This window comes from Verrucosispora sp. TAA-831, assembly GCF_050780145.1.
Taxonomy (GTDB): Bacteria; Actinomycetota; Actinomycetes; order Mycobacteriales; family Micromonosporaceae; genus Micromonospora.
Map to the genome: position 1 here is coordinate 1,783,394 of NZ_CP192240.1, position 14,157 is coordinate 1,797,550.

Annotated in this window: 17 protein-coding genes; 7 read left to right on the forward strand and 10 right to left on the reverse strand. The window is 72.5% G+C overall.

What is annotated here, in order from left to right; genetic code table 11:
* The first annotated feature begins 5 nt into the window (after window positions 1-5).
* Window positions 6-1,415, forward strand: coding sequence for a protoporphyrinogen oxidase (hemG, locus tag ACQVFL_RS08115; RefSeq protein WP_431729066.1), 1,410 nt, complete (start codon window positions 6-8; stop codon window positions 1,413-1,415).
* Window positions 1,412-2,113 (forward strand): hydrogen peroxide-dependent heme synthase, encoded by a 702-nt coding sequence (hemQ, locus tag ACQVFL_RS08120; RefSeq protein WP_396691549.1) that lies wholly within the window; start codon window positions 1,412-1,414, stop codon window positions 2,111-2,113. The genes hemG and hemQ overlap by 4 nt, the downstream gene beginning before the upstream one ends.
* Window positions 2,114-2,298: 185 nt before the next feature.
* Here hemQ and ACQVFL_RS08125 read toward each other — a convergent pair whose 3' ends face one another.
* The 3 genes from ACQVFL_RS08125 to ACQVFL_RS08135 form a co-directional block, all read right to left on the reverse strand.
* Complete coding sequence (locus ACQVFL_RS08125) at window positions 2,299-3,387, reverse strand: lytic polysaccharide monooxygenase auxiliary activity family 9 protein (RefSeq protein WP_431729067.1); 1,089 nt, start codon at window positions 3,385-3,387, stop codon at window positions 2,299-2,301.
* A 175-nt stretch (window positions 3,388-3,562) separates the two neighbouring features.
* Complete coding sequence (locus ACQVFL_RS08130) at window positions 3,563-4,003, reverse strand: GNAT family N-acetyltransferase (RefSeq protein ID WP_396691547.1); 441 nt, start codon at window positions 4,001-4,003, stop codon at window positions 3,563-3,565.
* Window positions 4,004-4,122: 119 nt separating this feature from the next.
* Window positions 4,123-4,383, reverse strand: a complete 261-nt coding sequence (locus ACQVFL_RS08135) for a Prokaryotic metallothionein (protein WP_396691546.1) — start codon at window positions 4,381-4,383, stop codon at window positions 4,123-4,125.
* Window positions 4,384-4,585: 202 nt separating this feature from the next.
* Between ACQVFL_RS08135 and ACQVFL_RS08140 the strand changes: the two genes are divergently transcribed.
* The 3 genes from ACQVFL_RS08140 (at window position 4,586) to ACQVFL_RS08150 (ending at window position 6,439) form a co-directional block, all read left to right on the forward strand.
* The gene (locus ACQVFL_RS08140) at window positions 4,586-4,861 is read left to right on the forward strand and encodes an isoamylase early set domain-containing protein (protein ID WP_431729068.1); all 276 of its coding nucleotides are present in this window, start codon (window positions 4,586-4,588) and stop codon (window positions 4,859-4,861) included.
* 103 nt (window positions 4,862-4,964) lie between these two features.
* The gene (locus ACQVFL_RS08145) at window positions 4,965-5,711 is read left to right on the forward strand and encodes a lytic polysaccharide monooxygenase (RefSeq protein WP_396691544.1); all 747 of its coding nucleotides are present in this window, start codon (window positions 4,965-4,967) and stop codon (window positions 5,709-5,711) included.
* Between the two features lie 116 nt (window positions 5,712-5,827).
* Window positions 5,828-6,439, forward strand: coding sequence for a DUF305 domain-containing protein (locus tag ACQVFL_RS08150; protein WP_431729069.1), 612 nt, complete (start codon window positions 5,828-5,830; stop codon window positions 6,437-6,439).
* Window positions 6,440-6,710: 271 nt separating this feature from the next.
* On the opposite strand, the gene msrB is transcribed toward ACQVFL_RS08150, so the two are convergent.
* A complete protein-coding gene (gene msrB, locus ACQVFL_RS08155) occupies window positions 6,711-7,121 on the reverse strand; it encodes a peptide-methionine (R)-S-oxide reductase MsrB (RefSeq protein WP_396691542.1) in 411 nt (136 codons plus the stop codon).
* A gap of 47 nt (window positions 7,122-7,168) precedes the next feature.
* Here msrB and ligD point away from each other — a divergent pair, with 47 nt between their 5' ends.
* Window positions 7,169-8,194, forward strand: a complete 1,026-nt coding sequence (ligD, locus tag ACQVFL_RS08160; protein WP_431729070.1) for a non-homologous end-joining DNA ligase — start codon at window positions 7,169-7,171, stop codon at window positions 8,192-8,194.
* Window positions 8,195-8,387: 193 nt separating this feature from the next.
* Here the strand turns inward: ligD and ACQVFL_RS08165 are convergent, their stop codons facing one another.
* The 4 genes from ACQVFL_RS08165 to ACQVFL_RS08180 all read right to left on the reverse strand — a co-directional run bounded on the left by ACQVFL_RS08165 (window position 8,388) and on the right by ACQVFL_RS08180 (window position 12,017).
* Window positions 8,388-8,840, reverse strand: coding sequence for a GNAT family N-acetyltransferase (locus ACQVFL_RS08165; RefSeq protein WP_396691540.1), 453 nt, complete (start codon window positions 8,838-8,840; stop codon window positions 8,388-8,390).
* Between the two features lie 48 nt (window positions 8,841-8,888).
* The gene (locus ACQVFL_RS08170; protein WP_396691539.1) at window positions 8,889-9,125 is read right to left on the reverse strand and encodes a hypothetical protein; all 237 of its coding nucleotides are present in this window, start codon (window positions 9,123-9,125) and stop codon (window positions 8,889-8,891) included.
* 159 nt (window positions 9,126-9,284) lie between these two features.
* Window positions 9,285-10,853: an alpha/beta hydrolase gene (locus ACQVFL_RS08175; protein ID WP_431729794.1), complete on the reverse strand. Its 1,569-nt coding sequence runs from the start codon at window positions 10,851-10,853 to the stop codon at window positions 9,285-9,287.
* 57 nt (window positions 10,854-10,910) lie between these two features.
* Window positions 10,911-12,017: an ATP-dependent DNA ligase gene (locus tag ACQVFL_RS08180; RefSeq protein WP_396691887.1), complete on the reverse strand. Its 1,107-nt coding sequence runs from the start codon at window positions 12,015-12,017 to the stop codon at window positions 10,911-10,913.
* 135 nt (window positions 12,018-12,152) lie between these two features.
* On the opposite strand from ACQVFL_RS08180, the gene ACQVFL_RS08185 reads away from it, so the two are divergent.
* Window positions 12,153-12,365, forward strand: coding sequence for a hypothetical protein (locus ACQVFL_RS08185; protein WP_396691538.1), 213 nt, complete (start codon window positions 12,153-12,155; stop codon window positions 12,363-12,365).
* 5 nt (window positions 12,366-12,370) lie between these two features.
* Here ACQVFL_RS08185 and ACQVFL_RS08190 read toward each other — a convergent pair whose 3' ends face one another.
* On the reverse strand, window positions 12,371-13,288 hold the full coding sequence (locus tag ACQVFL_RS08190; RefSeq protein ID WP_431729071.1) for a DNA-3-methyladenine glycosylase family protein: 918 nt from the start codon (window positions 13,286-13,288) through the stop codon (window positions 12,371-12,373).
* Between the two features lie 118 nt (window positions 13,289-13,406).
* Entirely contained in the window at window positions 13,407-14,093 is a 687-nt protein-coding gene (locus ACQVFL_RS08195) for a hypothetical protein (RefSeq protein ID WP_396691536.1), read from the reverse strand.
* Window positions 14,094-14,157 lie beyond the last annotated feature (64 nt).

Genomic DNA, 14,157 nt, shown 5'->3' on the forward strand with positions numbered 1-14,157 from the left:
CCACCATGGCGACGCGGTGGCGGGTGGCGGTGATCGGCGGCGGCATCACCGGGCTGGCCGCCGCGCTGCGGTTGCGCGACCGGGCCCCCGAGGGCACCGACATCACCGTGTACGAGCAGTCCGGTGCGCTCGGCGGCAAGCTGCGCACCGGCGAACTGGCCGGCGGACCGGTCGAGTTCGGCGCGGAGTCGTTCCTGATGCGGGACCCGGCCGGCGGCGAGTCGGCGGCGGTGACCCTGGTGCGCCGGCTCGGGCTGGCCGACCGGATCGTGCACCCGACCGTCGGGCAGGCGGCCCTCGCCGTCGACGGCGGGCTGCGCCCGATCCCGGGCGGGACGCTGGTGGGCGTACCCGGGGATCTGGCGAAGGTGGCGGCGGTGGCCCGGCCGACGCCGGAGGCCGACCACGACGGCGGACGGCCACTGCTCGGCCCGGACGAGGACGTCGCCGTCGGCGCGCTGGTCCGCGCCCGCTTCGGCGACGAGGTGGTGGACCGGCTGGTCGACCCGATGCTCGGCGGTGTGTACGCCGGACGCGCCGACGACCTCTCGCTGGCCACCACCATGCCGGCGCTGGCCCGGGCGGCCCGGACGGAGCACACGCTGCTCGGTGCGGTACGCGCGGCGCAGGCCGCCGCCCCCCGCGCCCCCGGTGAGCCGGTATTCGGCACCCTGGCCGGTGGACTGAGCACCCTGGTCGACGCCGCCGCGACGGCCGGCGCGGCGACCGTACGTCGCAACGCGGCGGTCCGCGAACTGACCCCGGTCGGCCCCGGCTGGCGGCTCACCGTCGGACCCACCCGCGACCCGGAGCACGTCGACGTCGACGCGGTGGTGCTGGCCGTCCCGGCCCGCCCGGCGGCCCGCCTGCTCGCCGAGTCGGCCGCCGACGTGGCGGCGCGAATCGGCGACCTGGACTACGCCAGCGTCGCCCTGGTCACCCTGGCCCTGCCGGAACCGGCGCTGCCGGCGCTCTCCGGCTTCCTGGTGCCGAGCACCGAGGGCCTGCTGATCAAGGCGTCCACGTTCTTCACCACCAAGTGGGGACACCTGCGCCGGTCCGACGGGCTGGCCCTGGTCCGCGCCTCAGTGGGCCGCTACCGCGACGAGGCCCAGCTCCAGCGCCCCGACCAGGACCTGGCCGCCACCGTGCACCGGGAGCTGTCGGGGGTACTCGACACGCCACTGCCCGCCCCGGTGGACGGGCACGTGCAGCGGTGGGGCGGCGCGTTGCCGCAGTACACCCCCGGTCATCTCGACCGGGTGGCCGCCGCGCGGGCCGCGCTGCGGGCGACACGCTCGACGCTGGCCCTGGCCGGCGCGGGTTACGACGGGGTCGGTATTCCGGTCTGCGTCCGCTCCGGCGAGGCGGCGGCCGAAGAGATCATCACAGCACTGGGAGGACCGGGGAGATGACCGAGCAGACCAACGCGGCCCGGCTGCGGGAGCTCAACGACACCATCCGCTACACCATGTGGTCGGTGTTCCGGGCCAGCGCGCCGCTGCCGTCGCTACGCGACAACGTCACCGGCGAGGTCGAGTCGCTGATCGAGGAGTTGGCCGGCAAGGACGTCGTGGTGCGCGGCACGTACGACGTGTCCGGCCTGCGCGCCGACGCGGACCTGATGATCTGGTGGCACTCCTCGTCCAGCGACGACCTCCAGGACGCGTACCTGCGGTTGCGGCGCACCACGCTGGGCCGGGCGTTGACCCCGGTCTGGTCGCAGATGGCGCTGCACCGACCGGCCGAGTTCAACAAGAGCCACATCCCGGCGTTCCTGGCCGGCGAGGAAGCCCGCGCCTACCTCTGCGTCTACCCGTTCGTCCGCTCGTACGACTGGTATCTGCTGCCCGACGCCGAGCGGCGTGAGCTGCTCGCCGAACACGGCAAGATGGCCCGGGGCTACCCGGACGTACGCGCCAACACGGTCGCCTCGTTCGCGCTCGGCGACTACGAGTGGATGCTGGCCTTCGAGGCCGACGAGCTGCACCGCATCGTCGACCTGATGCGTGACCTGCGCGGCTCGCGGGCGCGCCTGCACGTCCGCGAGGAGGTGCCGTTCTACACCGGCCGTCGTCGCCCGATCGCCGACATCGTCTCCGCGCTCGCCTAGCTGCTGGGCCGAGGTGTAAGGAAGGGCACCCTGCTAACGCCTCGTGCATAGCAGGGGACCCCTCCTAACGCCGACAGCCGACAGTCGACAGCCGACGCCCGCCGCCCAACGTCGACGTGCCGCGTCGATGGGAGTGTGCCGGGCGGGGCCGCGCCCGAGGGAGGTAGGCGCGGCCCCGCTCGGGGTCAGGTGGTCGCCGTGCAGGTCAGCGCCGGCGCGCTCGACCCGCTGCCGGAGGCCAGGAAGCCGAAGGTGGCGCTGGCACCGGCCCCCAGACCGCCGTTGTAGCCGACGTTCTGGGCGGTCACCGTCGACCCGCTGGACGTGACGGTGGCGTTCCACGCCTGGCTGACCTGCTGGCCACCGGCGTACGTCCAGGTCACCCGCCAGCTCCGGATGGCCGCGCTGCCCGCGGTCACCTGCACCTCACCCTGGAAACCACCGGACCAGGTCGAGGTGACCCGGTACGTCGCCGAGCAGGCACCCGTCGCGGGCGGTGCGGTGGTCGGCGGGGGCGTGGTGGGCGGGTCGAAGGTCGGCGTCGGCGTCGGCGAGGCCGGCGGGGTGGTCGGAGGCGGCGTGGTGCCGCCACCGAACTGCACGTCGCTGCAGATGTAGTACGACTGGTCCGTGTGGCTGGCCTGCCAGACGGTGAACAGCACGTGCCGTCCGCTGCGTCCCGGCGCGTTCACCGGGATCTCGGTGGACACCCCGTCGACCTCGCGCTGCCACTGCGAGGCCGGAGTGTTGCCGATCTGGCCGACCAGTTCCAGGTCGGACCAGGCCAGCGGCTTGGTCAGCGCGTCGTAGCCCTGCCGGGTCGCGTACACCCGGATGTAGTCGGCACCGTGGCTGGCCTGGTCGAAGAACTTGAGCCGGAAGCTGTTGGCCACCGAGGTGGTCCGCCAGGCGCCGACGGCGTCCAACGCGTTGTAGCGTCCGCTCTCGGTACGGCCACCGGAGCAGAGCTGGCCGTTCGGGATGGCGCCCTGGTGGTTGCCGGCCACCCCCTCGCGGAACAGGCCGTTCCAGTTCCACATGGCGTTCGGGTTGGCCTGCCAGGCCTGCCAGCACATCGGGTCCTCGGTGGCCATCCGCGGGTTCTGGAAGTCACCGCCCCAGCGCTGCCAGCAGCCGTAGTTGCGGGAGACCGGGTTGGCCACGGAACCGTGCGCGGACACCGGAGCGACGAGCGCGGTGGAGAGCAGCAGCATGGCACCGGCCGCCACACCCAACAGCGACAGTGCCCGTGATCTTCTGAGTAGCTTGGACATGGAGCCCCCAGGGGGAGTCGTCGGATCGCGACATCGCCCGGATCGCTCGGGAGTTGCCCCTCCCGGCCTGATCACGTTGCCCTGGCTTCGCCCGAAGGATGGCACACACCATCGCCACTGGTCAATGCGGTGGCGGGGTCGGCGGTGCTCGTGGCCGGAGCCGATGTGAAGCGGTTCAGCTCGTACGGCGCATCGGGGTGTGCGAGATGCCGTCCTCGACGTACTCCGGTCCGCTGGTCGTGAAGCCGTACCGGGCGTAGAGCGCCACCAGGTGCGACTGGGCGTCCAGCACGCAGGGCCGGTCACCGATCCGGGCCAGCGCCTCCGTCATCAGGCGCCCGGCGTGCCCGCCGCCGCGTGCCGCCGGGGCCACCACCACCCGTCCGATCCGGGCCACGTCGTCGGGGTCGGCCAGGATCCGCAGGTACGCGACGGGAGCGCCGTCGTGGGTCAGCCAGAGGTGCCAGGTGTCCGGCTCGACGTCCCGCCCGTCGAGTTCCGGGTACGGGCACTGCTGCTCGACCACGAACACGTCGGCGCGTAGGCGTACCAGGTCGTGGAAGGTTCGGGCGTCCAGGTCGGCGAAGCGCGCGACCCGCAGTTCGGTGCTCGACACCCGGCCAGGTTAGGCCGTGCCCAACCGGCGGACCCGGCGGGGCCTGGTGTGAAAGGAGGGGTCCCCTGCTATCGCCTCGTGTATAGCAGGGGACCCCTCCTTCCACCGCGACCAGGCGGTCAGGCGGGTCGGGCGCCCACGGCGTCCCGGATCTGTGCACCCTGCTCGGTCTCCACGGCGCGCGCGCAGTGCCCGCAGCAGAAGAAGCGGCCGGAGACCTCCACGCCGTGCCCGAGGATCTTGACGCCGCAGTGTTCGCAGATCGGGGCCAGCTTGTGGCCGGCGCACTCGAAGCTGTCGAACGTGTGCACGTCGCCGCTGACCGTACGCACCTCGAACGCCAGCCAGTAGTCGTTACCGCAGACCTCGCACGTCGCCACGACACTCACCTCCACTGATAGCCCTTTTGTCCAATCTTGCCCCTGTATCGGGTTTTCTCGACGGGAAATCTCGGCGACTCCTCCGGCCGGTGCGGCGTGTCGGCGGTGGCGGGTCGCCCGTTGTACGAGGTGTCCTGGCCGAACGGGGGCGATCCGGCGGCCGGTGGCGTCGACGTACCGGTGGTCGTCAACCGGAGGAATCATGATCAAGCGCAGTCGGCTGTTCGGCAGTCAGACCCGTGTCACCTTCTGCCTGCCCCGGGACGCCCCGCCGGGCGCGGTGAGCGTGGTCGGCTGCTTCAACGACTGGCGGCCCGGCCGACACGAGTTGATCGCACGCCGCGACGGCACCCGGACGGTGACCGTGCGCCTCGGCCCGGGCCGGTACCGCTTCCGCTATCTCGCCACCGGTGGGCTGTGGTTCGACGACGAGTCGGCCGATCGGATCGACGAGCGGGGGAGCCTGCTGGTCCTCTGATGTGCGGACCGCGCGTTTTATCGATAGCGGTCTTTACTGTTAACAAGGTTTAAATTATGTTGGTGGCACCTCACCAGGCAACATGCCGAAAGGGATTGCCGCCATGCGTCGAAGAATCACCCTCCCGCTCGTCGCCGCCGGGGCCATGGTCTCCACCCTGGCCGTCGCCACCCCGGCCCAGGCCCACGGCTACGTCTCGTCACCGCCGAGCCGCCAGGCGCTCTGCGCCCAGAACCGCGTCCCGGACTGCGGCCAGATCCGCTGGGAGCCGCAGAGCGTGGAAGGCCCCAAGGGACTGCGCAACTGCCACGCCAACATCTCCCACTTCGCCGTCCTCAACGACGACAACCGGGGCTGGCCCGCCACCTCGGTCGGCACCACGGTCACCTTCACCTGGGTCAACACCGCGCAGCACGCCACCCGTGACTGGGAGTACTTCATCGGAAACACCCGGGTCGCGGTGTTCAGCGGCGGCGGTCGCCAACCGGGCGCCACCGTCTCGCACACCGTCAACCTGTCCGGCTACCCGGGTCGCCAGAAGCTCCTCGCCGTGTGGAACATCTCGGACACCGCCAACGCCTTCTACTCCTGCGTCGACCTGCAGGTCGGTGGCGGTACCGGCAACCCCACGCCGAGCCCGAGCCCGACCACCCCGCCGGCACCGTCGCCGACCCCGACGGCCGGCCCGACCACCAACCCGCCGGTCGGAGGCACCTGGACGGCCGGCCGCGCGTACACCGTCGGGGACCAGGTCACCTACGGCGGTCGCACCTACCGCTGCCGGCAGGCGCACACCGCCATCGCCGGATGGGAGCCGCCGAACGTACCGGCGCTGTGGACCCAGGTCTGACCAGCGTGAGGTGCGGTCGGGCCCGGCCCGCACCGCACCTCACGCCGGCTCCCCGACCGGCGGTACGCGCTGTCGTGTCCCGCCCGCGGCACCACCGGCGTACCGTGCCGTCCGTCGTGCCGCATCGCCGACCTGCCGCACTGTCCGTGCAGCCCGCGCTGTCCGCCCTGCTCGTCGTGCTGCTCGCCGCCGGATGCGGCCCGTCCGTGCCGACCGCGGACCGTGCGCCGAGCGGTACGCCGGCAGCGGTCGCCGCCCCCGCAGCGCCGTCCGCCCCGACCGAGATGACCGGCATCGACCTGCTGTTCCTGTCGATGATGGCCGGGCACACCGAGCAGACCCTGGAGATCGTCCGGCTGGTCCGGGACCGGCTTGTCGACACCGAGCTGCGGACCCTGGTGGCCGCCGTCGAGGTGACCGAGACCGACGAACTGGCCGACGCCCGCGCCTGGTTGGCGCAGGCCGGACGTACCGCGCGGGCCGACGACCACGCCGGGCACGGCACCGGCCCCGACCAGTTGGCCCGCTTGCGCGACGCCGCACCCGGCGAGGTCGACGCGGTCCTGGTCGAGGTGCTCGGCGCGCACCAGCAGGCCGCCGCCGACCTGGCCCGGGCGCACCTCGCCGCCGGCACCGACGAGCGGGTACGCGACCTGGCGCGGCGCGTCGCCCAGTCGCGTACCGCCCAGGTGGCGATGCTGACGGCGCGCCCGGCAGCCGACGGCTGACCGATCCCGGCGCGGTCTCGGCGTGGTGGCTGGCCGGTCTCGGCGCGGTGGCTGGCCGGGACCGAATGCGGCGCGGGGCTGGCCGGACGCGGCGCGGTGGCTGGCCGGGACCTAACGTGGCCCGGCGGCTGACCGGGACCGGGCTTGGGTTGACGTCTGACGGGGACGCGGCCTGGGCCGACGTCTGACCGCCAGGCGGCCTGGGCCGACGGGGACCGCCACGCGGCGTGGCCCGGCGGTGGCGCGTCGCCGGGTCGGGGAGCGCTCGCGGTCAGGCGGTGCCGGGGTCCAGGCGGATGGAGATCGAGTTGACGCAGTGCCGGGTGTTCTTCGGGGTGAAGCCCTCACCCCGGAAGACGTGCCCCAGGTGACTGTCGCAGCGGGCGCAGCGGATCTCGGTGCGCCGCATGCCGTGGCTGTCGTCCTCGATCTCGGTGATCGCACCCGGGATGGCGTCGTCGAAGCTCGGCCACCCGCAGTGCGAGTCGAACTTCGTGTCGCTCGGGTACAGTTCCGCGCCGCAGGCACGGCAGCGGTACATCCCCGGCGTCTTGGTGTCGACGTACTCGCCGGTCCATGCCCGTTCGGTGCCGGCCTCGCGCAGCACCCGGAACTCCTCGGGGCTGAGCCGGACCCGCCACTCGTCCTCGGTGCGGGGCAGTTCGCTGTCGGGAAGACTCACCGGACAACCGTACGTCGAAGGTCGGACCCATCGCATATGGTCGCGCCATGGCAGGTGCGAAGGCTGCGGCCGAGGAGATCGAGGTCGCCGGGCACCTGGTCCGGCTGTCCAGCCCGGATCGGGTGATGTTCCCCGAGCGCGGCTTCACCAAGGCCGACGTCTTCCACTACTACCGCAGCGTCGGCGACGGCATCATGCGGGCGCTGGGCGACCGCCCGACGACCCTGCAACGCTTCCCGGACGGCATCGAGGGCGAGATGTTCTTCCAGAAGCGGGTGCCGACGCGGGGCGTGCCGCCCTGGGTGCGTACCGCCGAGATCAGCTTCCCCAGCGGACGCAAGGCGGCGGAGCTGTGCCCGGCGGACCTCGCCCACGTGGCCTGGGCCGCGCAGATGGGCACCGTGGTGTTCCACCCCTGGCCGGTACGCGCCGCCGACGTCGACCGTCCCGACGAGCTGCGCGTCGACCTCGACCCGCAGCCCGGCACCGACTTCGCCCACGCGGCCACCGCCGCCGCCGAGCTGCGCGTGATCCTCGACGAGCTGGGGGTGCCGGGCTGGCCGAAGACGTCCGGCGGCCGAGGCGTGCACGTCTACCTGCGTATCCAGCCGCGCTGGAGCTTCGTCGAGGTGCGCCGGGCCACCATCGCGCTGGCCCGGGAACTGGCCCGCCGCCGCCCCGAGCTGGTCACCACCGCGTGGTGGAAGGAGGAACGCGGCGAACGCGTCTTCGTCGACTACAACCAGATGGCCCGGGACCGCACCATCGCGTGCGCGTACTCGTTGCGGGCCAACGCCCGGGCCACCGTCTCCACCCCGGTCACCTGGGACGAGCTGCCCGACGTCGACCCCGACGACTTCGACCTGCGGACCGTGCCGCAGCGGTTGGCCGAGCGCGGCGACCCGCACGCAGGCATCGACGACGCCGCGTGGGACATCACCCCGCTGCTGGAGTGGGCCGAGCGGGACGCCGCAGCCGGCGAAGGCGACCTGCCGTACCCGCCGGACCACCCGAAGATGCCCGGCGAACCCAAGCGGGTCCAACCCTCCAAGGACCGCGACCGCCCCCGCTGAGCGCGACCCCCTCGGATCACCGCCCGCCGCGTCGTCACACGCTCCGTCGTCGGTGCGTCGCGCCGTGCCCGGTGCGCTCGGCAAGGTCACGCTCGATCCTGGATCGAGTGGCTTCGGAGCGCGCGGACAACCACTCGATCCAGGATCGAGCGGGATCTTGAGCGGTTGGCGGGACCATCGGCCGAGGGGAGGCTCAGAGACTGAGCTTCATGCCCTCGTGGCTCGGGACGAAGCCGAGGCCGAGATAGAACCGGTGCGCGTCGTGGCGGCTCTTGTCGGTGGTGAGCTGCACCAGCCCGCAGCCGCGCTGCCGGGCGCGGTCGATCGCCCAGGTCATCATGAGGCTGCCCACGCCCCGCCCGCGTTGGTCCGAGCGGATCCGCACCGCCTCGATCAACAGCCGTTCGGAGCCGTGGCGGCCGAGCCCGGGAATGAAGGTGAGCTGCATGCATCCCAGCACCTCACCGTCGGCCTCGGCGACGACGAGGTGGTTACGCGGGTCGGCACTGATGTCGGCGAACGCCTTCTCGTACGTGGCGTCGACCTCTCCGACGTCACGGGTACGCCCCAACACGTCGTCGGCGAGCAGGTCGAGGACGGCGGGCAGGTCGGCCCGGACCGCCTCCCGGAAGAACACGTCGCTCATCCCGCGAGCGTCCCACAGCGGCGCGAGCCGATGCGCGGCGGAGCGGCGTCAGCCGTCGCTCTGACGGGTGACGCCCTGCATCACCGCGATCGGTGCGCCGGCGGGTCCGCACTCGACCGGCAGGGGTGGCAGGTGGCCCGGCGGCTCGTCCTCGGTGAGTGGGGCCTCGACGTGTCCGCCGCCGCCCTCGACTCGATCACCCACGACGATCGGGCCGCCATCCGGCACGTGCACACCGATCCGTCCGTCGTCGAGGATCGTGGTTCCCGGTGGCCAGACCACCACCGCTCCAGGGTGCGCCGCGTCGGAGTTTGACCACGCTGCATGGCGTGAGTGGGGACCGGAGCTGATGGGCCCCGTCCGGACCTTGGCGGGGACGTGCCCCCGAAGGGCGCTTTCGTACCGAGATCCAGTGGGGAGGAATGGCAAGATCCGCTCGGGTCGCTAACGGGCGGGGCAGCGCTTGCCTTCGGCGGGCACCGTCAGGTCGATCAGGTACGCGTCGACGGCCTCGGTGATGCAGGGGGTCTGCGGGTACGCGGTGTGTCCCTCGCCCTCCCAGGTCAGCACGCGTCCGACGCCGAGCATCTCGGCCAGGGCCGGGGTCTGCTCGTAGGGGGTGGCCGGGTCGCCGGTGGTGCCGACGACCAGGATGGGCGGGGCACCTTCGGCGCGTCCGGTGGGGTAGGGGTCGGTGCCGCCGGGCCATTCGGTGCAGGAGACCAGGCCGGTGGCCAGCGCCGGACCGAACAGTGGGTACTGGGTACGCCACTGGGACTGCAACTGGCGGATCCGTTCCAGGCTGGGGCGTTCCTCGTCGTCGGCGCAGTTGATCGCGGTGTTGGCGTCGAAGAGGTTGGTGTAGCGACCGTTGTCGTCGCGGTCGGTGTAGTTGTCGGCGAGTTGGAACACCGCTTCGGGGTTGCCCTGCGCCAACTGGTCGATGGCGCGGGCGAGCTGCCGCCAGCCGGTCTCGTTGTACAGGGACGAGATGACCGCGTAGAAGATCCAGCCGGAGGTGGCCTCGCGGCCGTCGGCGGAGCGGACGGGGGAGGACTTGGCCTTGTCGATGGCGGAGACGACCGCGGCCCGGGCGTCGGGGGCGATCGGGCAGTTGCCGGCGTTGGCCGCGCACCAGCGGCCGAAGTTGTCGAAGGCGCGCTCGAAGCCCTTGGCCTGGCTCTCCGAGCCGGCGATCAGATTCTGTCGGGGGTCGACCGCGCCGTCGAGCACCAGCGCCCGCACCCGCTGCGGGAAGAGTTGGGCGTACGTGGCGCCGAGCAGCGTGCCGTACGAGTATCCGAGGTAGGTCGTCTTGTCGTCGCCGACCGCCGCGCGGATCGCGTCCATGTCCCGGGCGGTCTGCTCGGTGGAGTAGAGCTTGAGCTGGTCGCCGTACTTGTCGCCGCAGCTCTGGCCGATCCGCTTGGCCATCGTGACGAGGACGTCGAACTTCTCCTGGCTCTCCGGGTCGGGGTCGTAGCCGAAGACGCCGTCCAGGTCGGCGTCGGAGATGCACTCGACCGGGCTGGACCGGGCCACGCCGCGCGGGTCGAAGCCGATGACGTCGAACCGTTCCAGGATGCTGTCGGGCAGGCCGCCGAACTGCTCGCCGAAGGAGAGGTAGACGGCGGTGTCCACGCCCGAGCCGCCCGGGCCGCCCGGGTTGATCAGCAGGGAGCCGATGCGGTTGCGCTGCTTGTCGGAGCGGACCCGCAACAGGGCGATCTCGAAGGTCTCGCCGACGCCGGGACCGCTGGTGGCGGCGGTGCCGCCGGCCCAGTCGCGCGGCACCTGGATGCGGGCGCAGTCGTACCGGACGCCCGCGGCGCTGCGTCCGACCAGGTCGTCGGGCACCTCGGGGCAGGCCCGCCAGTCGGGTGCCGTGCCGGGCGGGGCGGCGGACCCCTGGGTGTCGACGTCGGCGCGCGGCGCGAAGGCCGGCAGCGTGCAGCCGGTGGTGACGAGCACGACGGCGGTCAGGCCGGCCAGGGTGAGCCGCAGGCGGCGGATCCGGTCGGAAGTACGGGTCACGAGCTGGGCCTCCGTGATCGGGTCGACGGCCGCGGGTCAGTCGGGCGCGGATCCCACCGGCACCGCCGGGTCGCCCCGCAGGACCTGGTCCACGTCGAACCGCACCGGCCGGTCGAGTTGATCGTATCGGCAGGAGCGCGGGTCGCGGTCGGGCCGCCAGCGGACGAACCGCGCGGTGTGCCGGAACCGGTCGCCCTCCATCGCGTCGTACGCCACCTCGACCACCAGTTCCGGGCGGACCGGCTCCCATTCCAGGTTCTTGGTGCCGGTCCACCGGCTGACCCCGCCCGGGATGCGCTGGCCCCGCTCGTGGTCGCCGTGCACCCACGGGTGCTCGGCGCCGACGTCGCGGTAGGGTGCCAACTCCTCCAGCAGCTCGGCCCGGCGGGCCATGGTGAACGAGGCGCTCACCCCGACGTGGTGCAGCACGCCCGCGTCGTCGTAGAGCCCGAGCAGCAGCGAACCCACCACCGGGCCGGACTTGTGCCAGCGGAATCCGGCCACCACCGCGTCGGCGGTGCGCGCGTGCTTGACCTTGAACATCAGCCGCTTGCCCGGCTCGTACGGCAGGTCGGCCGGCTTGGCGATCAACCCGTCCAACCCGGCGCCCTCGAACACGTCGAACCAGCGGCGGGCGGTGTCCGCGTCGGTGGTCACCTGCGTGACGTGCACCGGTGGCCGCACCCCGGCCAGCGCCTGCTCCAGCCGGGCGCGGCGGGTCGGGTAGGGCGCGTCGAGCAGGTTCTCGCCGTCCAGCGCCAGCAGGTCGAAGGCGACGAAGTCGGCCGGTGTGGTCTCGGCCAGCAGGGCGACCCGGGACGCCGCCGGATGGATGCGCTGGGCCAGCAGCTCGAAGTCGAGCCGGGGCTGGCCGTCCGGCCCGTCGCGGCGGATCACGATCAGCTCGCCGTCCACCGCGCAGCGCTCCGGCAACTGCCGCCGGGCCTGCTCCACCACCTCGGGGAAGTAGCGGGTCATCGTCTTGCCGCCCCGGCTGGCCAGCTCCACCTCGTCGCCGTCGCGGAAGACGATGCAGCGGAAGCCGTCCCACTTGGGCTCGTAGGTCATCCCCCGCGCGATCGGGATCGACGCCACGCTGCGTGCCAGCATCGGCTCCACCGGCGGGTTGATCGGCAGGTCCACGGCGTCAGTCAACCAGACCACACCGACAACGGTGCGGCAGATCACTGTCGCGCCGTGGGTGTGCTGTCCGCCCGTACGCCCTGCCGTCCCACCCGGGCGAATCAGAAAAGTGCAGGTCAGAGCTACTTTCGCGGGGTGTCGGAGTGGGTGTGCGGGTGCTGTGGGCGGTGGCGGGTCAGCGTCGAGCTGATCCGGCAGCGGTACGTGTACCGGCTGGTCCACCACTATCCGCGCCGCTTCGGCGGGGGCAAGAACGTTCTCGGCGAGGTGGGCTCGGTGCCCGAGCTGGCGGAACTGCTGCGTCGGCGTACCCCGGTAAGCCTGGCCGACCTGCGCGAAGCCGCGTGATCCGCTCAGAAGCGGGCGAAGGAGCGGATCGGTGCCCGGGGGCCGAACCTGGGTGCCTGGATCCCGGCGACCTCCAGCAGCCGGCAGACCCGGCCCCGGTGGCCCCGGAACGGCTCCAGCAGCTCCAGCAGCCGCGCGTCGTCACCACGCGGCTCACCGGCGAGCGCCCAGGCCACCGTGTTCGGCACGTGGTAGTCGCCGACGCTGACCGCGTCCGCGTCGCCGTAGGCCACGCGTACCACCTCGGCGGCGGTCCACGCGCCGATGCCGGCGACGGCGGTCAACCGGCGGGTGGCCTCGACGGTGTCGGCGCAGCGCTCCAGCCGGTCGGCGACGGCGGCGGCCCGGCGCAGGGTCTCGGCCCGACGCTGTTCGACGCCGAACGGGTGGAACACCCAGTACGGGGTGGCCGCGACGGCGGCCGGCTCGGGCGGCAGCAGCAACGACACCGGCCCCGGCGCCGGTTCGGCGAAGTGACGGACGGTGGCGGCGTACGCCCGGTACGCCTCCTTGCCGGTCACCTTCTGCTCGAAGACGGCCCGGAGCACGCGGGGGAAGACCAGGCCGGTGGCGGGCATCCGCACCCCGGCGTGGCGGGCTGCGAGTCGCGCCACCACGGGATGCGACCGAGCCAGGTCGGCGAAGCCGGTGAGGTCGTCACGCAGCCCGGCGATGGCGTCGGCGTGCGCGACCACCCAGTCGCCACCCGGCCCGTACCCGTCGGCCCGCACCTCGCCGCCGGTCGGATCCAGCGCGAGGGTGGCGGGTCCGGTCGGGGTGCGGGTGGCCCACCACAGGGTGCCGTCGACGGTCCGGGCGCACGGGTCGTACGGGCTGAAGGTCAGCGGCCGGATCGTGGCGGCCAGCCGGTAGCCGGGTGGCGGGCGCAGCGTCCGGCTCGCGGTCGGCGCGGTCCCGGTCATGGGGTAACTCTGCCACTTCGGTCGACCGCTCGACGGGTGCGTCCCCACGTGCCGACGGAACGACCGTGGCCGGCCGCGCCCGTAACGGGCTGCGACCGGCCACCGGTGCCGGATCGGATCAGTAGTCCGAGCCGCTGTCCGACTTGGTCTTCGACGGCGGCGAGACCGCCTTCGGGGTGCCCTTGGGCAGGCACTCCAGGTTCTTGCTGCCGTCCGGGTTCACCACGAACCAGGTGCCGCCGACGCCCTGGCCCTTCCACTGACCGGCCTTCTTGTCACCGATGTAGGTGTAGAGCGGCCAGCCGTCGAGGGTGATCTGACGGGTGCCGTCGGGGCGGGTGATGGTGCCCACCGCGTCGTCCGAGACGCCCTTGAGCTTCGGGTTGCCGTCGGTCAGCGCGGCCGGCCACACCTCGATGCACTGGCCCTCGCAGTTGCTGGCGGGCGGGTCGTTGGTGTCGTTGTCGAAGCGGTACAGGAGGAACCCGTCCTGGTTGACGACGGCGCTGCCCATCCGGGGGAACTTCTTGCCGGTGAGACTCTCGGTCAGCTCGACGCCGTCGGGCAGGGGAACGTCGTTGTCGTCCCCCGCTCCGGGTGATGCCGAGGCACCTGGGGTGGCGCTCGCCTCCGGGTTCGCGCTGGCCTCCGGGTCAACGGTCACGGTGGGTTCGGCCGCGGCAACGGCGACCGGCTCGGCCGCACCGGCGTTCGTCCCGTCGTAGCCCGCGGGAGCGCAAGCCGTAAGTGCGACCATGGCGCCCACGGCGCTCACAGCGATGACGGTCCGCTTGATCTGTGCCACGTGCCCTCCTCATGCTTGACAGTCACCGGGATATACGGGGTCGGCAGTGTCAAGGTTGAATGCC

What these genes read in the sequence shown, in the direction of transcription:
- hemG (WP_431729066.1), top strand. Translation starts at nt 6, where the DNA reads ATGGCGACGCGGTGGCGGGTGGCGGTGATCGGCGGCGGCATCACCGGG.
- hemQ (WP_396691549.1), top strand. Translation starts at nt 1,412, where the DNA reads ATGACCGAGCAGACCAACGCGGCCCGGCTGCGGGAGCTCAACGACACC.
- ACQVFL_RS08125 (WP_431729067.1), bottom strand. Translation starts at nt 3,387, where the DNA reads ATGTCCAAGCTACTCAGAAGATCACGGGCACTGTCGCTGTTGGGTGTG.
- ACQVFL_RS08140 (WP_431729068.1), top strand. Translation starts at nt 4,586, where the DNA reads ATGATCAAGCGCAGTCGGCTGTTCGGCAGTCAGACCCGTGTCACCTTC.
- ACQVFL_RS08145 (WP_396691544.1), top strand. Translation starts at nt 4,965, where the DNA reads ATGCGTCGAAGAATCACCCTCCCGCTCGTCGCCGCCGGGGCCATGGTC.
- ligD (WP_431729070.1), top strand. Translation starts at nt 7,169, where the DNA reads ATGGCAGGTGCGAAGGCTGCGGCCGAGGAGATCGAGGTCGCCGGGCAC.
- ACQVFL_RS08165 (WP_396691540.1), bottom strand. Translation starts at nt 8,840, where the DNA reads ATGAGCGACGTGTTCTTCCGGGAGGCGGTCCGGGCCGACCTGCCCGCC.
- ACQVFL_RS08190 (WP_431729071.1), bottom strand. Translation starts at nt 13,288, where the DNA reads ATGACCGGGACCGCGCCGACCGCGAGCCGGACGCTGCGCCCGCCACCC.